This window comes from Brucella sp. (assembly GCF_032066345.1).
Lineage (GTDB): Bacteria > Pseudomonadota > Alphaproteobacteria > Rhizobiales > Rhizobiaceae > Brucella > Brucella pseudogrignonensis.
Map to the genome: position 1 here is coordinate 260,648 of NZ_DAMBKZ010000001.1, position 16,265 is coordinate 276,912.

Sequence of the window (16,265 nt, forward strand, 5' to 3'; positions counted from 1 at the left end):
TGCGGTCGGCGTGCAACCGCACCGCCTAGCAAGCGCAAGATTTCAATTAGATAACAGTAATATTCTGGGCGGCCGCAACACACAATGTCACCCAGAAAATCACTCTTTTCATGCACAACCGAACGTAACCGCACATATCCCTTTGCAACAATTACGAGCGATGCCTACCGTGTTAACATACCTGCATTGTGGCGGTCAGCGAGTACTTGTCATTGGTTAAGCAAAAATGCTAATCGACAAGCCGTTTTAGGAGGCATCGTGCAGGCAGTTTTACTTAATAGCAAGATTGTGAGATTTGGGCTGGTAGGAGGCGGCGCGACTTTTGTCCACGTGATAGTAGCAGCGATTGCGCTCTACTTTAGTCCGACACTTCCAATCGTTCTAGTCAATATGACTGCGTTTTCATTTGCGGTAATTGTTTCGTATGTAGGACATATGTTCTTTACCTTCCAAACACGAGGAAGCCTTTTAAAATTCATCATCACATCGCTAATCGGTCTACTTAGTAATAACATTGTGGCTTATTCATCATATGAAATGACGGGATTTAAGTTTTTTTCAGTTTTGCTGGGAACCTTGATCGCGCCCTTTGTAGTCTACGTACTCTCGACATTCTGGGTGTTTTCAAATCGGATTAAGCATCAATGACAATTCGACCTAAAATAACTGTTGTTATTCCCGTAAAGAACGAAGAAGAAAGCATCGATCACTTTCTGGAAGAGTTTTATTCCAGGACTGCGGGTGCAGAGGCGGATTTTTGTTTCTTGTTTATTGACGATGGATCAACGGACACTACGATCAAAGTTCTGGAAACAGTTAGTAAAAAAAATCCAGCCGTTTCCTACATTAAACTATCGAGAAATTTTGGCAAAGAAGCAGCCATGACTGCCGGACTTGATAATGTACATACCGACGCCGCTTTGGTGATGGATGTCGATTTACAGGATCCTCCCGAATTAATCTCGGAGATGGTGAGGCTCTGGCAATCTGGATATGATACTGTTTTCGGAATGCGCATTTCACGTTCAGAAGACACGCCTTTGAAGCGCTTCACAGCCCGCACATTCTACAAGCTTTTTAATGCATCATCTCACGTAAACATACCACCCGATGTAGGAGATTTTCGGCTGATTAGCCGACGGGTCATTGAATCATTGAAAATGTTGCCGGAGCGCAATCGTTTCATGAAGGGACTATTTGCATGGCCAGGCTATTCCTCAATAGGAGTACCTTACGAACGGCCAGCACGGGCAAAAGGCACCACCAAATTCAATTTTTGGAAACTTTGGAATTTCGCACTCGATGGCATTACAAGCTTCTCAACATGGCCACTTCGCGTATGGACATATCTAGGCGCAGCCATAGCTGCATTAAGCCTGATTTACATGAGTGTTATCGTTCTGAAGACGATTTTATTTGGAGCCGACTGGCCTGGCTACGCCTCAATTATGTCAGCCGTACTCTTCTTTGGTGCTTTACAATTGATATCAGTCGGAATTCTCGGTGAATATATTGGAAGGCTCTATATCGAGTCCAAAAATCGTCCGACATATTTGATTGAAGAAAAAGTAAATTTCAATGAATAATATATTCGCCCACAAGCACCACAGAAAAACGACAATCTTTTCTTTAGCAACAATTATAATATTTATCTCCTTGTTTGCGGGGCTTATTCCGCTCGGATATTGGAGACCAGATGAATTTAGTACGGCTGTACTATTTCGAGATGGCGGGTTAGAAGGGCTGAAACATCGTTTATTCTATTGGAGTCCGAGGCCATTTTCAGAAATTTTACTTTACGGTTATTTCTGGATAGTTGTTAAACTGAATGATCAATTTATAACTGCTACACTTTCGATCCTTTGGATGATGATGTTCATCGCGATTTTGGTGCCGTCGGTAGTTGGTCGTCCAAGATCGCGATTGCTAGCGTTTTTCTGTTTTACAGTGCTGCTATTTCTTATTATTGCAGGACAAAAAAACAGCGAAGCTTTATACTGGATTCAAGGATCCGGTGCGTACATTCCAACAATTGTTGGCTTATTGATAGCCTTTGGAGTTCTGGTTACGAGTAGTATGGAAGAAAGCGCAGCAAGGTTTTTGCTCGCTGCAGGCCTTTCCATAGCGGCGTTAAGTTCAGAAACCGGAGCATTTCTCGTTGGAGGCTTTACAGCCTTAACGATAATAGTACTGCTGTTTGAGAAACTTTTTCTCAATCATAAAATGCTCCCTAACGGTTTACGTACGACCGGTTTACTTTTCCCGTTCGTTTGCTCAATTTTCGTTGGTTGCTTCCTTTTGGTCAATCGAACAGGCAGTCAACTCGAAGTATTTGGTGACACTTCTATAGCGCATAGTGTTCTCGGGTCCGGCACGGAGATGCTTAGAACATTACCAAATCGTCTATTTAAATTTGGCGATAACGTGATTTTCGAAGGTATGAGATGGGCCGGCATACCTGTCAAATTACTGTTTGGCTTAGGATGCTATCTAATTTTCCAAACTTTTAGTATCGATAAAAGGTCTGGAAATTTATTACTATTGTTCGGAATTGCGAGCGTCTCAGCAATTGCGGTATCATCATTTGCAAGTTATTTTCAGTTTGGATTGCATTGTTGCGAACGTCACTCAACAATGGAACAAGTCTTTGCATGGATGGCAATTGGAAGTGTTTCAGCTTTTTTTGCTTCTCACTTTATCCTCGGAAAAGATTATTCAAAACTCGGAATATCGTTCTTAATGTGCGCATGTTTTATAACGATGGCGATCCTCTTCAAAGGAATCATTAAAAACTACCAAGATTTCCGAACAATTGAAGCCAATAACTTTATAACGTGGTCATCTGGTAACGAAAAAAGCGATACGGTAATCCTGCGTAAATTTCCCCCAGCGAGTATAACACAAGGTGGAAATGATTATGCCTCTCCTGGTGTGTATAACTTGAGTGATAGTGATTTAGCTTGGCACAACAAATACATTCTTGATTTCTTCAAGAAGGATAAACTGATCGTTGAATGACCCGCTAAAGGCGCCTTGTATTGGACGACCTTCAGTTGAAAAGACAATCTGAACGATGATTACGGTCTTTGCGGAAGTGGTAACCACTACCATATCAAATAACCCCGCCGAAGCGGGGCTATTTTTTGTCTTGTGCTAGAACGGCCAACACCTGATCGAGGCGCTTGTTCGTCTCTTTCAAGCCTTCGCGGGTTTCGTCTCGCATTTCCTTCATGCCATCTCGTAATTGCCTGACATGGTCATCAAGATCGACACGGCGCACATATTCGTCGCGCACGCGGTTCACACGCTCGTGCAACTGATCGTCGCCTGATTTGATCGATGCTGACAATGAGCGAAAGGCCGTCAGAAGTGCGCCGCCAAAGAAAAGGCTTAGCGTGATCGCCGTTCCGATCAACCACTTGATATCATCGCCCATTTACCAGCAGCCTCGCCGTTTTCCGTTTTCATCGTTGCCCTCGACCCGCTCAGCCGCAAGCCGATCCGTTCGTGTCAGCGCTACCAATCCAGCCGCGCTGAGATTATTTTGACGCCATCCCCCGCAGCTGCTCACAGTCTGCGGATTGCAGGCCGCGACGGCGAAGAGACACGACACAAAAATCATAGTCCGACAGAGAACGTAGCTTCGCATCGTCCTTCACCCTTTCGCGTTCAGCCTTAATGTCAGATTGCAGTTGCTCGGCTTTTGCTTGCTGGCGACCTTCGCGCTTGCCTAGCAGATAGCCGCCGCCCGCAATGATGCAGGCAGTGACGATTCCGGCGAGAAGGTATTTCAGCCAGGCCGGAATGAGTTTCCAGATGATCGCCATCAGACGAACTCTCTGGAAAGCTCTTTGACGGCCTTATACAAATCGAAGCGGCGTTTGATTGCGTAGGCAGCAAACCCGCCAACCATTGCGCAGATGAAAAGCTGCGCACGCCAATCCAGACCGCCGAGGAAGGTGCCGACAGCTGTAACGGCCATTCCGATGCCGGTGAGAAAGTTTGTGATCACCGTCTTTGACTTCACGGGACTTTCGCCCAGTTCGCCTGGATCTGCTACAATAGGAACCTTTTCAACGACCACAGCTTGATCCGCTGATTGCGGAGCGGATCCCGCCGCTTTCACCTTATCGAGGATCGCTTCCATCCGCTCCGGTGCTACCAAAGCCTTATTGAGCTTGTCTCCTGCATAAAAGGTTTCGCCGCGCTGCAATGCGCGACTGGCACCCTTCGTCGGTGCAAGGACTGGAAAGGATGCCCATTCCTGCGCCAACCGTCGCCCGAACTCAGTACGGCTGATCTTGCCCGCAATGAAATCATTATAACCGCGACGGATCGCAAGATGATATCCGAGGCGATCTTGCAAGTCCGGATCCATGATCTGGGTTCCGCGCAAGCGTAGCTCAGTTTTCAGATTGCGCAGCGTGTTCCGCATGAACTGATATCCACCGGCAGCTGACGACTTAAACCGCTTGGTGAATGTAGGCTGAGTGGCGATCAGTTCATCGATCGTCATCGAGGTGACTTTCTTCGATATCTTTCCTTCATTGTGACCGTAGATCACATCGTAAGAGGAGCGGTCGGTTTTGCCGGTCTCGATGAGACGCGTGAAATCAAGCAAAAGCGCCGCGCCTGCTGGCACGGTTTTGTCCATTGTCTTTTCCTGAGATTGTGAGATTATTTACTTTCCGCGCCTGCCAAAACCCATAAGCCCAAGGTGCGCTACCCCGGTTCATGGCTGCCCGCCTGCCGGGGTTTTGTTCTTTTATAAGCTGCGATAAAAGTGCGTGAACTGAAGGGAGGAATGAGTGTTTCTGATCGACGTTTTGAACGAACAAATCATCCCGATCATCGTATTAACTGTCGCCGTGCTGATTCTTTGTATTTTGATATGGCGATCAGTATGAAAATCGCCGCAAGGGCGTCTCTCATAGGTTGATTTGTTAACTTTAGGTGATGGGTGTACAGATCAGAAAATTTAAGTGAGGCGACTGAATATGAATGGTCCAATTGCATTTAATTTGTTCGGCTTTCACATTACCCTTGGGCGAGAAAACACTGATTGGCGAGATGTGCGCGCCGGAAAGAACGTTCGTTTAAATGATGGAAGCTGTAGCGATGGCCTGATTATGCGCCGGACCTTGAACGGCAAATACGAATATCGCATGATGACCGATCAAGAAGTTTCTGCGTTCCATATGCGGACAGCTTGGTAAAAGAGTACCCTGCGCTAGTCTTTCATAGCGCAGGGTTAGTACATTTCGTTTAAAACAAACTATGCCCTAGCGGCCATTTTTGACGCTATTTTCCTGCCCCAGTCATTCGACGGCTTTTCAAGTAGGCGGTAGGTTATGCTTGCCACACAAATTACGATGACTGCCGTAACTAGCAGACAGGCCACGTAGGTCGCGACATGCCCAAAATCCCACTCTCGCATCTTTGCGTAAAATGGAAATAAGGCGGCAACAATTGGTCCGTGAACAAGGTAAACAGAGTAGCTAATCTTCCCCAACCATGACGTGCATCGGTTAACAATGAAGCTAGGCTGTATCTGGCTCATACCAACCACGAGACACGCGAACATCAGTCCCTGCCAGTAGTAAGCAGGCACAAACGCAACTTGTCCTTTGACTATCGCAAAAAACAGAACTGGCACCGAACCTAACAGGATGAGCGCGATACCTCTAGAGTTCTTAGAATTACGCAGGAGTGGGACGGCGTAAAAAGCTACCAAACCAAACATAAAAATCGGAGCTCTATAGAAGATCGAGTACATATTGTAAGTGCCGGGGTCGGCAACGAAAATATGTATCACACTATAAAAAATCGCTGAAATCGTTAAAGCGACTGCAACCGCAAAAATGCTTTTATAAATATCCCTCGTCCGATGGTACACAAACGGGAAGATGGCGTAGAAGGCCATTTCAACACCGATGGTCCAGCCAGCAATTACAAGAGAAGTCTGGTAGCTATGCCCCGGTATGAAGTTGAATATGAAAAAGACATTAGCAAGCAGGGTGTTGAAATTGAACGTAAATCCAGCAGGATTGAAAAAATAAGTTACTACGATCATCAAATAGAAAAGCGGCGCGATGCGAAAAAAACGTCGTAGAGCGAAACCTAGTAGAGGACGTTCTTCTTTTGCGTGACCAGGCATACTCAGGCATAGAGAGAAGGCACTCAGGACGAAGAATAATTCAACGCCCATAACACCATTTGTCACGTAGACGCCAAACCACTCCGGCAAATAAAACGCAGGCTGAGGCATATTCGCAACGTGAACCATAACGACCCAGAGCGCAGCAAAACCACGCAGCGCATCAAGGTACTGAATTCTATCTTTTGTGAGCATAATAAAATTTCACCGATCACTGCATTGAAAAAACTCAAAAGTGATCACTCTGTTATCAAGCGTCCTTGAGAATGGGAACAGAGATCGGTGAAATTTCTTCACATTTTATCGTAAGGTACTTAGCTTGTTCACACTTAGCAGCCCGTTTCCGCTTTTTCTGATGCCGAAAAACCCACCCAAAAATGGCACTGAGACTGTTGCCCCCACCGACCCGACTCCATCCACCCACACCTGAAGGCTGGATGGTGAACCCGCCGCAAGGTAGACCCGGAAGTCTTTGGACTGGCCGGATATATCAGCGGAACCGATAGCTGTCTTGCTGTAAGCGCCTTCACCGTTTGCCTGGAATATTGTTAGATAGCCAGTTGTTTCATCGCAACCAACTCCAAGCCCCATTACAGCAACACCGTCTGTCGCGTTAGCAGCCCATTGTCCAAATATGCAGACAGCATCCCCTTTATTAAACGCGGCGGTAAATCCAATATCGAGCGGGCCTGAAAAACGATCAAGGTGAATCTGGTCTGTGATTTCAATGGCATCAGAATTGCCATTCGAAACAGATAGCAGCGCCTTTCCCAAAATTTCAGTGTAAGTTAAAAGCGCATGTGGGCCAGCATTCTTAAATCGTAGTTCTTGGGAAGTGGAGTTACGGACCCTCAAGTAATTGGCACCGATGGACCAAGTGGACGCATCGGCAGAAATAGACACCATATGAAGGCCGGGCGGAACGTTTCTAGCGACACAAATTTCATGATCTTGGATATAGCGACCACCATAGCCGGCTGAATGGCGCTGAGAAATTCCGCCGACATAGACCTGATCAAGCCCCACTCCTGCAGCTTCTACGCCACCAATCCAAATCGGATACGCTAAGAACAGATCCAGACCGGGTTTTTCGATCTTAATCAGCATTTTTATACTCTTCGCAACGTTATCTGTACTGCTTATGAGTTGCATACCTGTTCGGCTATTGACCGCAGCCGATACTGGGTTGTAGGGGGTGATTAGCACGGTGGGCGATGCCACTGAAACGATCTCTCCATCTGTGGAAACACCTTGCTGAGGATGCATAAATGGTGCCGCCATCAGCTGGCCGATATAATTATAAGCCAGCTGCGTAGGATGGACGCCATCTGGAAGGATTTGCTGTACCTTGTAACGGCCACAAGTGAGCAGCTGCCAAGTCTGTTGAAATGCATCAACTAAGGCCACCCTATCCGTCCTACATACTTCACGCACAACTTCAGCGTAAGATTTGAGACGTTCCGATTTATCGATCACACCAAGCGAAGGCACCGGCGCTAAAACATTCGGTGTCATTAGGACAGGTATTTTCCCAGCTGCTCTTATGATACGAACGATTTCAAAGAGGTTGGCTTTATAATCGCCAATTGGCGTTGGTGGTGTGTTCTGGCAGTCGTTAATCCCGTGGTTGCAGAATACTATATCTGCATCACTTTCAGAGATGCGCTCTCGGAATGTTTTTCCACTCCCGTCCGTTCCTGCAAGCATACTTACAGTACGCGTTCCACTAATGGCTTTATTGTTAACATCAATACTGCCGTTGGAATAATAGTCGCGAAGAAACATCTGAAGTTTTGCCGGAGCAGGAATGGCGGCAATGTAATCTGGAGGATTAGTTACGTCCACACCAACCATTGTGCTATCACCAAAGCAGTCGATCTTTACAGGCTGGGCATTAAACATGCTGACAGCAAAGCTCCGCAGGCGGTCATCCTCTTCTACTGCTTGAAACCAGCGTCCCTCCCCGTCTTGGACCTTACTGAAATGTGCTGGTTCGGTAGAGCTTTCTAGATAAAGTGAAAGCGCCTTATCTCCAGCCGCACTATAACCATTTGTGCGAAATGCATTTATTGCTACAGGAACTACTAACGTTTCAATTGCATCGCGAGACGAGTAGATTGGCACATTGCTCTGTGAGACAGCATCGGAAGCTGCGTTTTGAGCTTGATCTCTCGCTAATTCAGCGGCTGCTTTAGCGGCTTCAGCACTAACAACCATTTCTTCAACAATGCTTTCGACATTGCCATAAGAAAGCATACGGAGCGTTGAGCCTGTATCAATACACAAAACAGCCATGCCAGGCTTAAGATATCCATTCGGAACTGGCTGGCTCGTATTCGTCACCAAGGCACGGTTGATAGCACCGGAAACTGTTACAGCTCCGGTGTTTGCTTGCGTTACGTTCAGGACATATAGGACCTGATAAGCTGCTGATGGGATCGCAACTGACGACGAGACAACAATGTTATTGGCCGTTCCCTCGTTCGCATTGTTAAGGCGAATTACTCGATTGTCAGGAAATGTCGACAAGCCCTCAAGCAGCTTTTTGAGGGTATCGCGAATATCTGGCTTGTACGGATTGAACGGTCCTGATGCGGGCATTCCTTCAATCACGAAATCGCGGAAGATATCGTCAATAGTGCGAACGGTCATGCGATTGCTCCATGGCAATTAGCCCCGCCAGAGCAGGGAGGAATTATCTAGTTTGCTTTGATGATCAGGGGGTCGTTTTGATTGTGCTGGCCGAGTAAGTTCCAATTCGTCCCTTTTCCGTCCGCATTGCTAACTGAAATTCATATTCTGCTGCTGCGGAAAGGCCCGGCGTCGTGTAGGTCTCGGCATTGTTTGCAAGTGGACCGAACGTTGTCCACTCAGTGTCTGAGGTCTTTTTCCATCGAACCATATAGCTCAGAAGAAGGTTTCCCGTTGGCGGAAAACTTAGTTCAGCAACGGGTCCCGACTGAATTATTACATCAGGTGCGGATGGGATCGGCAGATCGTCATCAACGGTGCTGCTGTCCGATACCGGCGCAGTCCCCTCTTGGCTAACATCCCATTGGTATGCCGTCTGTGGCATTGATTGAACCTGAATGGTCGCTCCCAACAAAATACCGCCTTCTCCAAGAATGAACTTGAAATCAATCACCTCAAAGACGCTGTTGATCCCAAAAAGAGGGTACTGTATGCGCACAAACCGTTCGCCAAACGCTGCAAGGCCCATAAGATTAGTGTTGAACGTTCCGACCCAATTCGGATTTGCTCGGAACCATTCGAGTTTCATCAAGCGCCGTGCCTGACTGTGTGAAGGGGCCATATTGAACTGAACATCTTTGGCTTCTTCACCACGCTCAGACACATCGTTTTCGTCAGCCCAAGGGTCTGCATCAGTGGACTGATAATCCTGATTTGGATCAAGAAATGTCGCACGGATGGTGTTCGCTGACGTCATCACATCGCGGCCACGACCAACCTCAGAAAAGCCCGTGATCGAGTCGGTCGTTAAAATAACTGAAGGCTCGGCCCATGCGCCCACATCAAGGGTCAAGCCTCCGTCTGGCGTAGGAACCAAACGACCGTCACAACAAGCAAGCATCCGACCCAGAACGTCCGCTGGACGCTCATTAAGCTGATAAGATCCCCAGAGACGATAGCGCGGTTCGGTGCCTCCGGCAGATATCGCAACGCCCTCGTTTGAACGATTGTATGCGGCCACCCACCCCGCCTGTGCCAATGGTGTGGTGAAGAGACTTTCAGGCAAGCGCATACCGTCCCGATGCGTCATGTAATCACGGATGACCGCAGCTGCCTTGTCGTTCCACTCAGTCACGCCAGTTACAGGGTTTTTGACCAACGAGGTGCGGGCGACAACACGATAATTGGTATTGATGCCGTTTGAAAAAAGGCTGAGATAATACTCCTGCCCGACTGCGTACTGACATGCGAGAAGTGAAGCCACACCATCACCTCGATGGTCGTATGTCCATTCCGGAAAGTTTACCAGTAGCTCGTCATAGGAGGTTTCAGTAGGCTGGCCCAATCGGCTTAGGATGCGCAGAAGTGGCGCGCCGGTTCCGCCTTGTCTGTAAGGCGTCGGTCCAATCGGGTATCCATCACCGTCGAGCGGTAGATAATTGTCATCAATCCAAAAGCTTTCGATCCCATCGAACGGCCCCTGCCCCAGCGCCAACACCTTATAGAAATTGCCGCTTTTCGTTTCAGCAAAGGCCCATGTGCCTGACATTTTCACACGTCCGTAATGCCGGATACGCGGTGCAGTCGGCTGGCGCACCTGCTGTTGAACATCTTCCGGCTTGGGTTGTGATGGCCTGAATATGGATGATGCCAAGTATGACAGACCAAGAGACAGTGCCAAGCCGCCAAGGGTTGTAGATGCGAACATCGTGATTGCAGCAAGACCGGTTTGTAAAGCTGCACCAATAGCACCTGTGCCGATAATGCTTGCAATTATGCCGGAAAGAGCTACTGGCATTGAATTCTCCAAGCTTTCCAGAGAGCATCAAGAGGCGCGCCGATGAGGCCGCTTTCATCCCGTGAGAACCAGAATGTTTCAGCGTGAATGGCGAGGCATAGTTTTCGATTGTGCATGATCAGCCCGGCATCGCCGATCTGTGGCGCATCCGTTTTTTCAAAGCCGACCAGCTTCATTGCCCGGTTGACGATGACCGGGAACCCGCCGCGCTCGATCAGAAGCGCCGTTGCGTCATACTCATCGCGATAAATCAGCCCAGCCTGCACTAGAGGTGATTTGCCTGTCTGAAGATTGATCCAGCGATCAGCCGTTGAAGCACAATCGGTCTCGCCCCACCGAAAAGGCTTTAACGCCTCGGCTGCTACAAAATCAGCGATGTGCATGGCTTGACCTTAGTAGTCTGGGTACTTGAAGGATTTGAACAGCAAAGAACCGACGAACTGAAAAAACTTGTCTCCGTTCGATCTGGCTTGCTGGTCGCGGTCGGTATATCGGCCATAAGCTGGACGGGATCGGTTGAAAAAAGCATTCTCAGCAGTCATCGATATTGACTGGATTGCACCTTCAGTTCCTTGCATTTCCGTTCGGCTGATACGCGGCGGCTGCATAAATCCCCACCAGATCGGCGCAGGATTGCCGAGCGGCTGCCATTCGGTATCGAACAGTTGGATCAAGATAACCACGATGCGCTGATCAACCTCATCGTTGGCATCAAGTGCCATAGCGAGAAAGTTCAGTGTTACATCTGGCAAACCGCTCAATTGGAATGAAACGCTCTGTGCAGCAGTCGTAGATGACATTCCGATGCCATCGATCGAACCGTATCCATACATAGGCTCATAGATATTACCACCAGCTAGCAGCTTGGTATTGCCGTTCCATACCCGCATTGTCTCAGACGCAAAGCGGAACTCGACAAGCATATCCAGCCTGACTTCACCCTTTGAGAACTCGGCGAGTTGAGCTGATGTGAAGAATGACATCACACATCCTCAATGAAGTTAACAGTTGGATACGACCACGGCGAAACAAGATCCAAGTCCAGATCCATCTCAGCGTCCGTTGCAAGGCGCATCCGACAGACAGGCCGGTCAAATTCCATCTCAGCCCCCGCAGAAACAGCTTCACGCGCTGGAGGCCTGAAAGTGATGGTTGCCGTGTTTGAACCTGTCATCTGGACGGTACGGATACGGTACATACGTTCACCAATGGAGAAGTCTTGGCCAGGCTGTAACTGTCCAGCTGCAATCAAAGAGATGTTAGCTGTCGTTCCACGCAAAGGGATATTACCGGTCAGACGGATATCTATTGCGCGCGATCGATACAGTCCGCCGTCACTGAATGGGCTCGTGTCAGAGTGAGGCACCTTTTCAAGTGCCTTGCCCCAATCTGGATCGAACGGCTGATAAGCGCAGCATCTCGGAACAAGAATTGGATGCAGCCTACCCTCAAGCATAGTGGAAATGGCGCGGAAGGCTAAAACAGAAGCCGTCCCGCGCTTGATGATGATATCGGCAAATGTTGCCTTCCAGATGCCAGCATCGGAAGCTGAAACCTGCGTCACGCCCGATACGCTCGACGGCCCCGCCAGAGTGCGAGGTGCAATGTTAAAAGGATCGCGCTTAGGCTTCAGAACCGAACGAGGCCAAAGAATAGTCGCCATTACATTTTTCTCGCTTGTGCATCGGCCATCATTGACGGCAGCGACTGCTGGACGGTTCGGGTGCTTTGTTGAACAGAAACCTGCACAATTGCACCAGACGCTGTCTGGATGCGCTGATCGGCAATCTGGGCCATTCGACCACTGTCATCGTGGAGCATCACGCGAATAGTCTCGGTTGGCCCTTGGCTACGCATGCCTTTGATGCCAGGCGCGGTTGGTGCGTTCGAAGTTGGCAATGGACCAACATATCCGCCATTCGCATAACCTTTGAGACCACGGCGCATGGCGTCGAGTGCGGCAGGACCACCAGCTGCGCGGACAGCATCTTGATCAAAGACATACTCGCCTTTGTGCACGACACCCGCTGGCTCATATTTGCCGCCAGAACCTGTGTAGCCGCCTTTATCGAATCCCAGCAATTTACCAAGCCCGCTGAATATCCCGCCGCCTCCGCCGCCGAAGATCCCAGCAAGCGGCCCTTTGCCCAGCAAGCTTGCCTGCAATACCGCTTCGATCAAAGTATTCAGGAATTTATCGAGGGCCGAATTGCCAGTTTCAATCGCCGGTATCATCGACTGGAAAGCATCCATCATGCTTCCCTTGAAAAAATCAGCGGCTTCGCGTGCTTGATCCTGACTTTCTGCAAGCTTGTTTGCCTGCACGGTGGCGTTAGCGTATCCCTCGGCCAGTCCTTCAATCTGCTCTTTCAAAGCAGGAGTGATTTCAATCCCGGCTTTTTTGGCAGCATTCAGTAACTCTTGTGTGGCGCGGGCCTTAGTGATCGCATAGTCGTAATCATCAATCAGCGGATTGATGCCAGCCTGCGCCTCGGTTTCGGCCTGAATAGCAGCAGTACGCTCTTTGATCTGCTCGATCTCTCGCTTGAATTCATCGGGTCGGTCTTTTTTGGATCGCCCACCGCCACCCTTACGGCCTCTGCCACCGCCAGATGCTTTTTTCGCAGCGTCCTCTATTGCCTTGGCCTGTGCTTCGAGGCTCTTTTTTGTTTCAGCGAAGTCGCCGAAACGTTGGTTGAAGTTCACCTGAGATTGCCGAACACCCGCTTCTCTCGCTTCGCGTTCAGCATCGGTTTCCTTGCCGACGCGACCGCCCTTGCCGCCAATGGAGTTAAGGGCAACGCTCAGCGCATTGACCTCGCCGCGAGCAGCTGCGGCTTCTGATGCAATTTGCTGCATACGTGCAACAACGGATGTTACGTTCGGATCAATGCCAGACAGGCGATCAAGCTCCGAATTGAAATCCTCAACCGATATCTCGCCGTCTTTAAATCGGCTGACGAGATCACCCATCTCACCATACACCGACGATAGATAGGTACTCAGACCTGCAATGCCACGACCGGCAGAGTTGAAAGCCTCTTCCAGTGCCGCAATCGACTTCTCAACATTTGCAGTTGCATCATCAAGGCGGATTGCCTTCTGTGCCTCAGTCAAGCTGCTGGCTAGGGTGAACAGTTTCTGGGCAGTTTTTTCGATGCCAAGACCTGCAAAGTCGGTGTCGTCTCCAGCCTTTCTGATTGCTTCACCATAGCGATTGGCGCGCTCCTCGGCTTCCTGCGAGCGTGTCGATATCGCGTACATGATGCCGGTGAGCGCCAAGAGACCAACGCCCACGGGACCACCAAGAGCTGTCATTGCAGTAGAAAAGCCCCGAATTGCAGCAGCTGATGCAGTTGCTATCGGCCCCGTTGCCGAAACTTGCGCGTTGGCAGCACTCATTGCCATACGAGCAGCCAGCAACTCGCGGGTCACATTCCGCAGTGAGTTGGTGACAAGTCCGTTGGCCTGGACACCAGCCATAGCAGCTTCAGCGCTACGCAGACGGGCAGCGGCCATCGCCTGCTCTTCCAAAGCCGCAGCGCGCGCTGCGGCGGCGGCTGAAATAGTTGTTCTTGCATATCCACCTAGGCTTGTGGTTGCTGCACCGATCTGACGTGCACCGAAAACAGCAGCCATCGCCACACCAGAAGCAGCAACGGTATCCATATTCTTTGCAACGCCGCCAAGGATACCGGAAAGTGTTTCAGAAACCTTGCCCGCCTGATCCAGTGCACCAACGGATTTCAGCGCTGCATTCTGGATCTGCTGGAATGCGTCACCGATTGTTGCAGGCATGGCGCCAGCCTGATCGGCCAACTCTTCCATGCGCTTAGTCAGCGCGCTGTAAATAACCTGCGAAGTGATCTTGCCCTGTGCTCCCACGTCGCGCAGTGCATTAACGCCCACGCCAAGCTCAGCCGCAAGAACCTCGGCAACGCGTCCGCCTGTCTCGATGATGGTGTTGAGGCCATCGCCAGACAGCTTACCGGCTGCCATCGCCTTCGAAAGCGCGTTTGTAACACTGGTTGCGCGATCACCCTTAGCGCCCGAGACAACCAGAGCATTGTTCAACGCTTCTGTGTAATTGAGCTGCTGATTGGTATTGTAGCCAAGCTCTTTGAGAGCGGTGCTATTGGCGATGAAGCTTTCGGCAGTCTGCTGAAAACCTGAATAGGTATTCTGGGCCAGATCATACAGACGCTCCATAACAGCCGGAGCTTCTGCCATTTCACCAACAGCGATACCGACGCGGGCGGAAACATCAGACCATGTATCGGCCATCGTGACCAATTCTCGGGCTGCAAATATGCCCGCCAAGCCAGTCAACATTCCTTTCATGGATGATGTCGACTGGCTGAGCTTTGCTTCTGCCGATGAGACGGCAGCAACAGAAGCTTCGAGGTCTTTCTTCAGGGCTTGACTGATGCCACCGCGCGCAAAAACATCTTCTATGTTTTTGTTCATGTCACGGAAGCGCCGTTCAATCTGGGTGGATTGCTTTGCCGCCTGGTTGTATGAGCGGTTGAGCGCCTTTTCAAAAGCAGCAGTCCGCGCTTCCATCGCCACGACAAGGCGTTCAACGTCAGTTGCCATCAGAAACCCTCGATACCAAGTGCAGATAGTTGATCGTCGCTCATGCCCGGAGCGGCTTTCTCATCGGTCGCGTTAGCGGCCTTGAAACCCTCAGTGGCGCAACGGAACTCCCAAAGCGTCATCTTGCCGATGTCGCGATGAACTATTCCGGCCCATTGGTAGAAGCGGTTAAACTTCCACTTGCCGCGCGGGAGCGGGTTCGGGTCTTCGCCTTCACCCCCGCTTTCGGCTCCCCCGGCTGATCGTCTACATCTCCAAAGAGTGCGACCATCAACACAGCTTGTGCAGTCAGAACCGACAATGTGAGCGGACGATCTTCAACGAATTTTTGGACCAGCTTCCGAGCCGCTTCCTTTTCCATGCCACCGCCTTCAAGACCTAGACGGATGGGCTGGATCACGTCATCAATGAACCATTGTTTGGAAGTAAGCCGCATTAGTATCCATTGCGGCCCTGCATCGCATTTGTCTTGCAGGGCGCGCAGATGCTCAAGGCGGAGTTCAAAATCATGCTCTCCGCCAGCCCAAGTGAGAACTTTCGCCATTACGCAGCCTTAGCTGTACGCGTTGGCAAGCCATCAAACTGGATTTCGATTTCAGCCGATACCTTCTGGCCTTTTTCGACCGCGTTGTTGAGGTTAACCAGAATGGCCGATCCAGTTTCATATTCGGTATCACCAATTTTCGCATTCACATGTTGAACACGAATTGTCTTCTTGCCGCCGGAATACCACCAATCAAGCATCATTTGATGGCTCTGACCGGCCCAAACGCCAGTACCAGAAATTGTGACTTCCGAGGACTGAACAGCTCGTTCAACAACAGCTGGCAGGCTCTCATCTTCACAATCGGCAGGAACTTCGGTCGTCTGCATGTTATGCTGACGGTTGATACCGCGCTGTGTGATGCCGCAAATCTTCGAGAAAGTTCCCTCGACATCTGTTTCAATTTCAACAACCAGATGCTGAAATTCTGCGGTGGTTGGCTTAACGGCCATGATATGCCTCCATTCGAAAACGGGCCA

The 16,265-nt window shown here is 49.7% G+C and carries 15 protein-coding genes and 1 pseudogene; 4 read left to right on the forward strand and 12 right to left on the reverse strand.

All coding sequences use genetic code 11. The features are described 5' to 3' along the window. The first annotated feature begins 84 nt into the window (after nucleotides 1-84). The 3 genes from RT142_RS24345 to RT142_RS01305 are packed head-to-tail and all read left to right on the forward strand — an operon-like array spanning nucleotide 85 to nucleotide 3,018. The gene (locus RT142_RS24345) at nucleotides 85-648 is read left to right on the forward strand and encodes a GtrA family protein (protein WP_409558555.1); all 564 of its coding nucleotides are present in this window, start codon (nucleotides 85-87) and stop codon (nucleotides 646-648) included. After that, a complete protein-coding gene (locus tag RT142_RS01300; RefSeq protein WP_313026616.1) occupies nucleotides 645-1,586 on the forward strand; it encodes a glycosyltransferase family 2 protein in 942 nt (313 codons plus the stop codon). Before RT142_RS24345 ends, RT142_RS01300 begins: the two co-directional genes overlap by 4 nt. Next, nucleotides 1,579-3,018 (forward strand): hypothetical protein, encoded by a 1,440-nt coding sequence (locus RT142_RS01305; protein ID WP_313026618.1) that lies wholly within the window; start codon nucleotides 1,579-1,581, stop codon nucleotides 3,016-3,018. The genes RT142_RS01300 and RT142_RS01305 overlap by 8 nt, the downstream gene beginning before the upstream one ends. A gap of 118 nt (nucleotides 3,019-3,136) precedes the next feature. Here RT142_RS01305 and RT142_RS01310 read toward each other — a convergent pair whose 3' ends face one another. The 3 genes from RT142_RS01310 to RT142_RS01320 form a co-directional block, all read right to left on the reverse strand. Further along, the gene (locus tag RT142_RS01310; RefSeq protein ID WP_313026620.1) at nucleotides 3,137-3,436 is read right to left on the reverse strand and encodes a hypothetical protein; all 300 of its coding nucleotides are present in this window, start codon (nucleotides 3,434-3,436) and stop codon (nucleotides 3,137-3,139) included. 103 nt (nucleotides 3,437-3,539) lie between these two features. Next, complete coding sequence (locus RT142_RS01315; RefSeq protein WP_313026622.1) at nucleotides 3,540-3,827, reverse strand: hypothetical protein; 288 nt, start codon at nucleotides 3,825-3,827, stop codon at nucleotides 3,540-3,542. Then, nucleotides 3,827-4,654 carry a hypothetical protein gene (locus RT142_RS01320; protein ID WP_313026624.1) on the reverse strand — a complete coding sequence of 276 codons (828 nt, stop codon included), beginning with the start codon at nucleotides 4,652-4,654 and terminating at the stop codon, nucleotides 3,827-3,829. The genes RT142_RS01315 and RT142_RS01320 overlap by 1 nt, the downstream gene beginning before the upstream one ends. Nucleotides 4,655-4,997: 343 nt before the next feature. Here RT142_RS01320 and RT142_RS01325 point away from each other — a divergent pair, with 343 nt between their 5' ends. After that, nucleotides 4,998-5,216 carry a hypothetical protein gene (locus RT142_RS01325; RefSeq protein ID WP_313026626.1) on the forward strand — a complete coding sequence of 73 codons (219 nt, stop codon included), beginning with the start codon at nucleotides 4,998-5,000 and terminating at the stop codon, nucleotides 5,214-5,216. 59 nt (nucleotides 5,217-5,275) lie between these two features. On the opposite strand, the gene RT142_RS01330 is transcribed toward RT142_RS01325, so the two are convergent. From RT142_RS01330 to RT142_RS01370, 9 genes and pseudogenes are all read right to left on the reverse strand, one after another. Then, nucleotides 5,276-6,352: an acyltransferase gene (locus tag RT142_RS01330; protein ID WP_313026628.1), complete on the reverse strand. Its 1,077-nt coding sequence runs from the start codon at nucleotides 6,350-6,352 to the stop codon at nucleotides 5,276-5,278. A gap of 1,101 nt (nucleotides 6,353-7,453) precedes the next feature. Then, nucleotides 7,454-8,809: pseudogene (locus RT142_RS01335) on the reverse strand (SGNH/GDSL hydrolase family protein); the annotation flags it as partial. 64 nt (nucleotides 8,810-8,873) lie between these two features. Then, nucleotides 8,874-10,646 (reverse strand): phage tail protein, encoded by a 1,773-nt coding sequence (locus tag RT142_RS01340; RefSeq protein ID WP_313026631.1) that lies wholly within the window; start codon nucleotides 10,644-10,646, stop codon nucleotides 8,874-8,876. Continuing rightward, nucleotides 10,637-11,029 (reverse strand): DUF6950 family protein, encoded by a 393-nt coding sequence (locus RT142_RS01345; protein WP_313026633.1) that lies wholly within the window; start codon nucleotides 11,027-11,029, stop codon nucleotides 10,637-10,639. Before RT142_RS01345 ends, RT142_RS01340 begins: the two co-directional genes overlap by 10 nt. 9 nt (nucleotides 11,030-11,038) lie before the next feature. Further along, the gene (locus RT142_RS01350) at nucleotides 11,039-11,629 is read right to left on the reverse strand and encodes a hypothetical protein (protein WP_313026635.1); all 591 of its coding nucleotides are present in this window, start codon (nucleotides 11,627-11,629) and stop codon (nucleotides 11,039-11,041) included. Next, nucleotides 11,629-12,309, reverse strand: coding sequence for a hypothetical protein (locus RT142_RS01355; protein WP_313026637.1), 681 nt, complete (start codon nucleotides 12,307-12,309; stop codon nucleotides 11,629-11,631). Before RT142_RS01355 ends, RT142_RS01350 begins: the two co-directional genes overlap by 1 nt. Then, entirely contained in the window at nucleotides 12,309-15,242 is a 2,934-nt protein-coding gene (locus RT142_RS01360) for a tape measure protein (RefSeq protein ID WP_313026639.1), read from the reverse strand. The genes RT142_RS01355 and RT142_RS01360 overlap by 1 nt, the downstream gene beginning before the upstream one ends. Nucleotides 15,243-15,384: 142 nt before the next feature. Beyond that, entirely contained in the window at nucleotides 15,385-15,786 is a 402-nt protein-coding gene (locus RT142_RS01365) for a gene transfer agent family protein (RefSeq protein WP_313026641.1), read from the reverse strand. Next, a complete protein-coding gene (locus tag RT142_RS01370; protein WP_313026645.1) occupies nucleotides 15,786-16,238 on the reverse strand; it encodes a phage tail tube protein in 453 nt (150 codons plus the stop codon). The genes RT142_RS01365 and RT142_RS01370 overlap by 1 nt, the downstream gene beginning before the upstream one ends. Between the last annotated feature and the right edge of the window lie 27 nt (nucleotides 16,239-16,265).

Coding starts and splice junctions, on each gene's coding strand:
- RT142_RS01320 (WP_313026624.1), bottom strand. CDS start 4,654: ATGGACAAAACCGTGCCAGCAGGCGCGGCGCTTTTGCTTGATTTCACG.
- RT142_RS01340 (WP_313026631.1), bottom strand. CDS start 10,646: ATGCCAGTAGCTCTTTCCGGCATAATTGCAAGCATTATCGGCACAGGT.
- RT142_RS01360 (WP_313026639.1), bottom strand. CDS start 15,242: ATGGCAACTGACGTTGAACGCCTTGTCGTGGCGATGGAAGCGCGGACT.
- RT142_RS24345 (WP_409558555.1), top strand. CDS start 85: ATGTCACCCAGAAAATCACTCTTTTCATGCACAACCGAACGTAACCGC.
- RT142_RS01350 (WP_313026635.1), bottom strand. CDS start 11,629: ATGTCATTCTTCACATCAGCTCAACTCGCCGAGTTCTCAAAGGGTGAA.
- RT142_RS01345 (WP_313026633.1), bottom strand. CDS start 11,029: ATGCACATCGCTGATTTTGTAGCAGCCGAGGCGTTAAAGCCTTTTCGG.
- RT142_RS01310 (WP_313026620.1), bottom strand. CDS start 3,436: ATGGGCGATGATATCAAGTGGTTGATCGGAACGGCGATCACGCTAAGC.
- RT142_RS01315 (WP_313026622.1), bottom strand. CDS start 3,827: ATGGCGATCATCTGGAAACTCATTCCGGCCTGGCTGAAATACCTTCTC.
- RT142_RS01365 (WP_313026641.1), bottom strand. CDS start 15,786: ATGGCGAAAGTTCTCACTTGGGCTGGCGGAGAGCATGATTTTGAACTC.
- RT142_RS01330 (WP_313026628.1), bottom strand. CDS start 6,352: ATGCTCACAAAAGATAGAATTCAGTACCTTGATGCGCTGCGTGGTTTT.
- RT142_RS01355 (WP_313026637.1), bottom strand. CDS start 12,309: ATGGCGACTATTCTTTGGCCTCGTTCGGTTCTGAAGCCTAAGCGCGAT.
- RT142_RS01300 (WP_313026616.1), top strand. CDS start 645: ATGACAATTCGACCTAAAATAACTGTTGTTATTCCCGTAAAGAACGAA.
- RT142_RS01325 (WP_313026626.1), top strand. CDS start 4,998: ATGAATGGTCCAATTGCATTTAATTTGTTCGGCTTTCACATTACCCTT.
- RT142_RS01370 (WP_313026645.1), bottom strand. CDS start 16,238: ATGGCCGTTAAGCCAACCACCGCAGAATTTCAGCATCTGGTTGTTGAA.
- RT142_RS01305 (WP_313026618.1), top strand. CDS start 1,579: ATGAATAATATATTCGCCCACAAGCACCACAGAAAAACGACAATCTTT.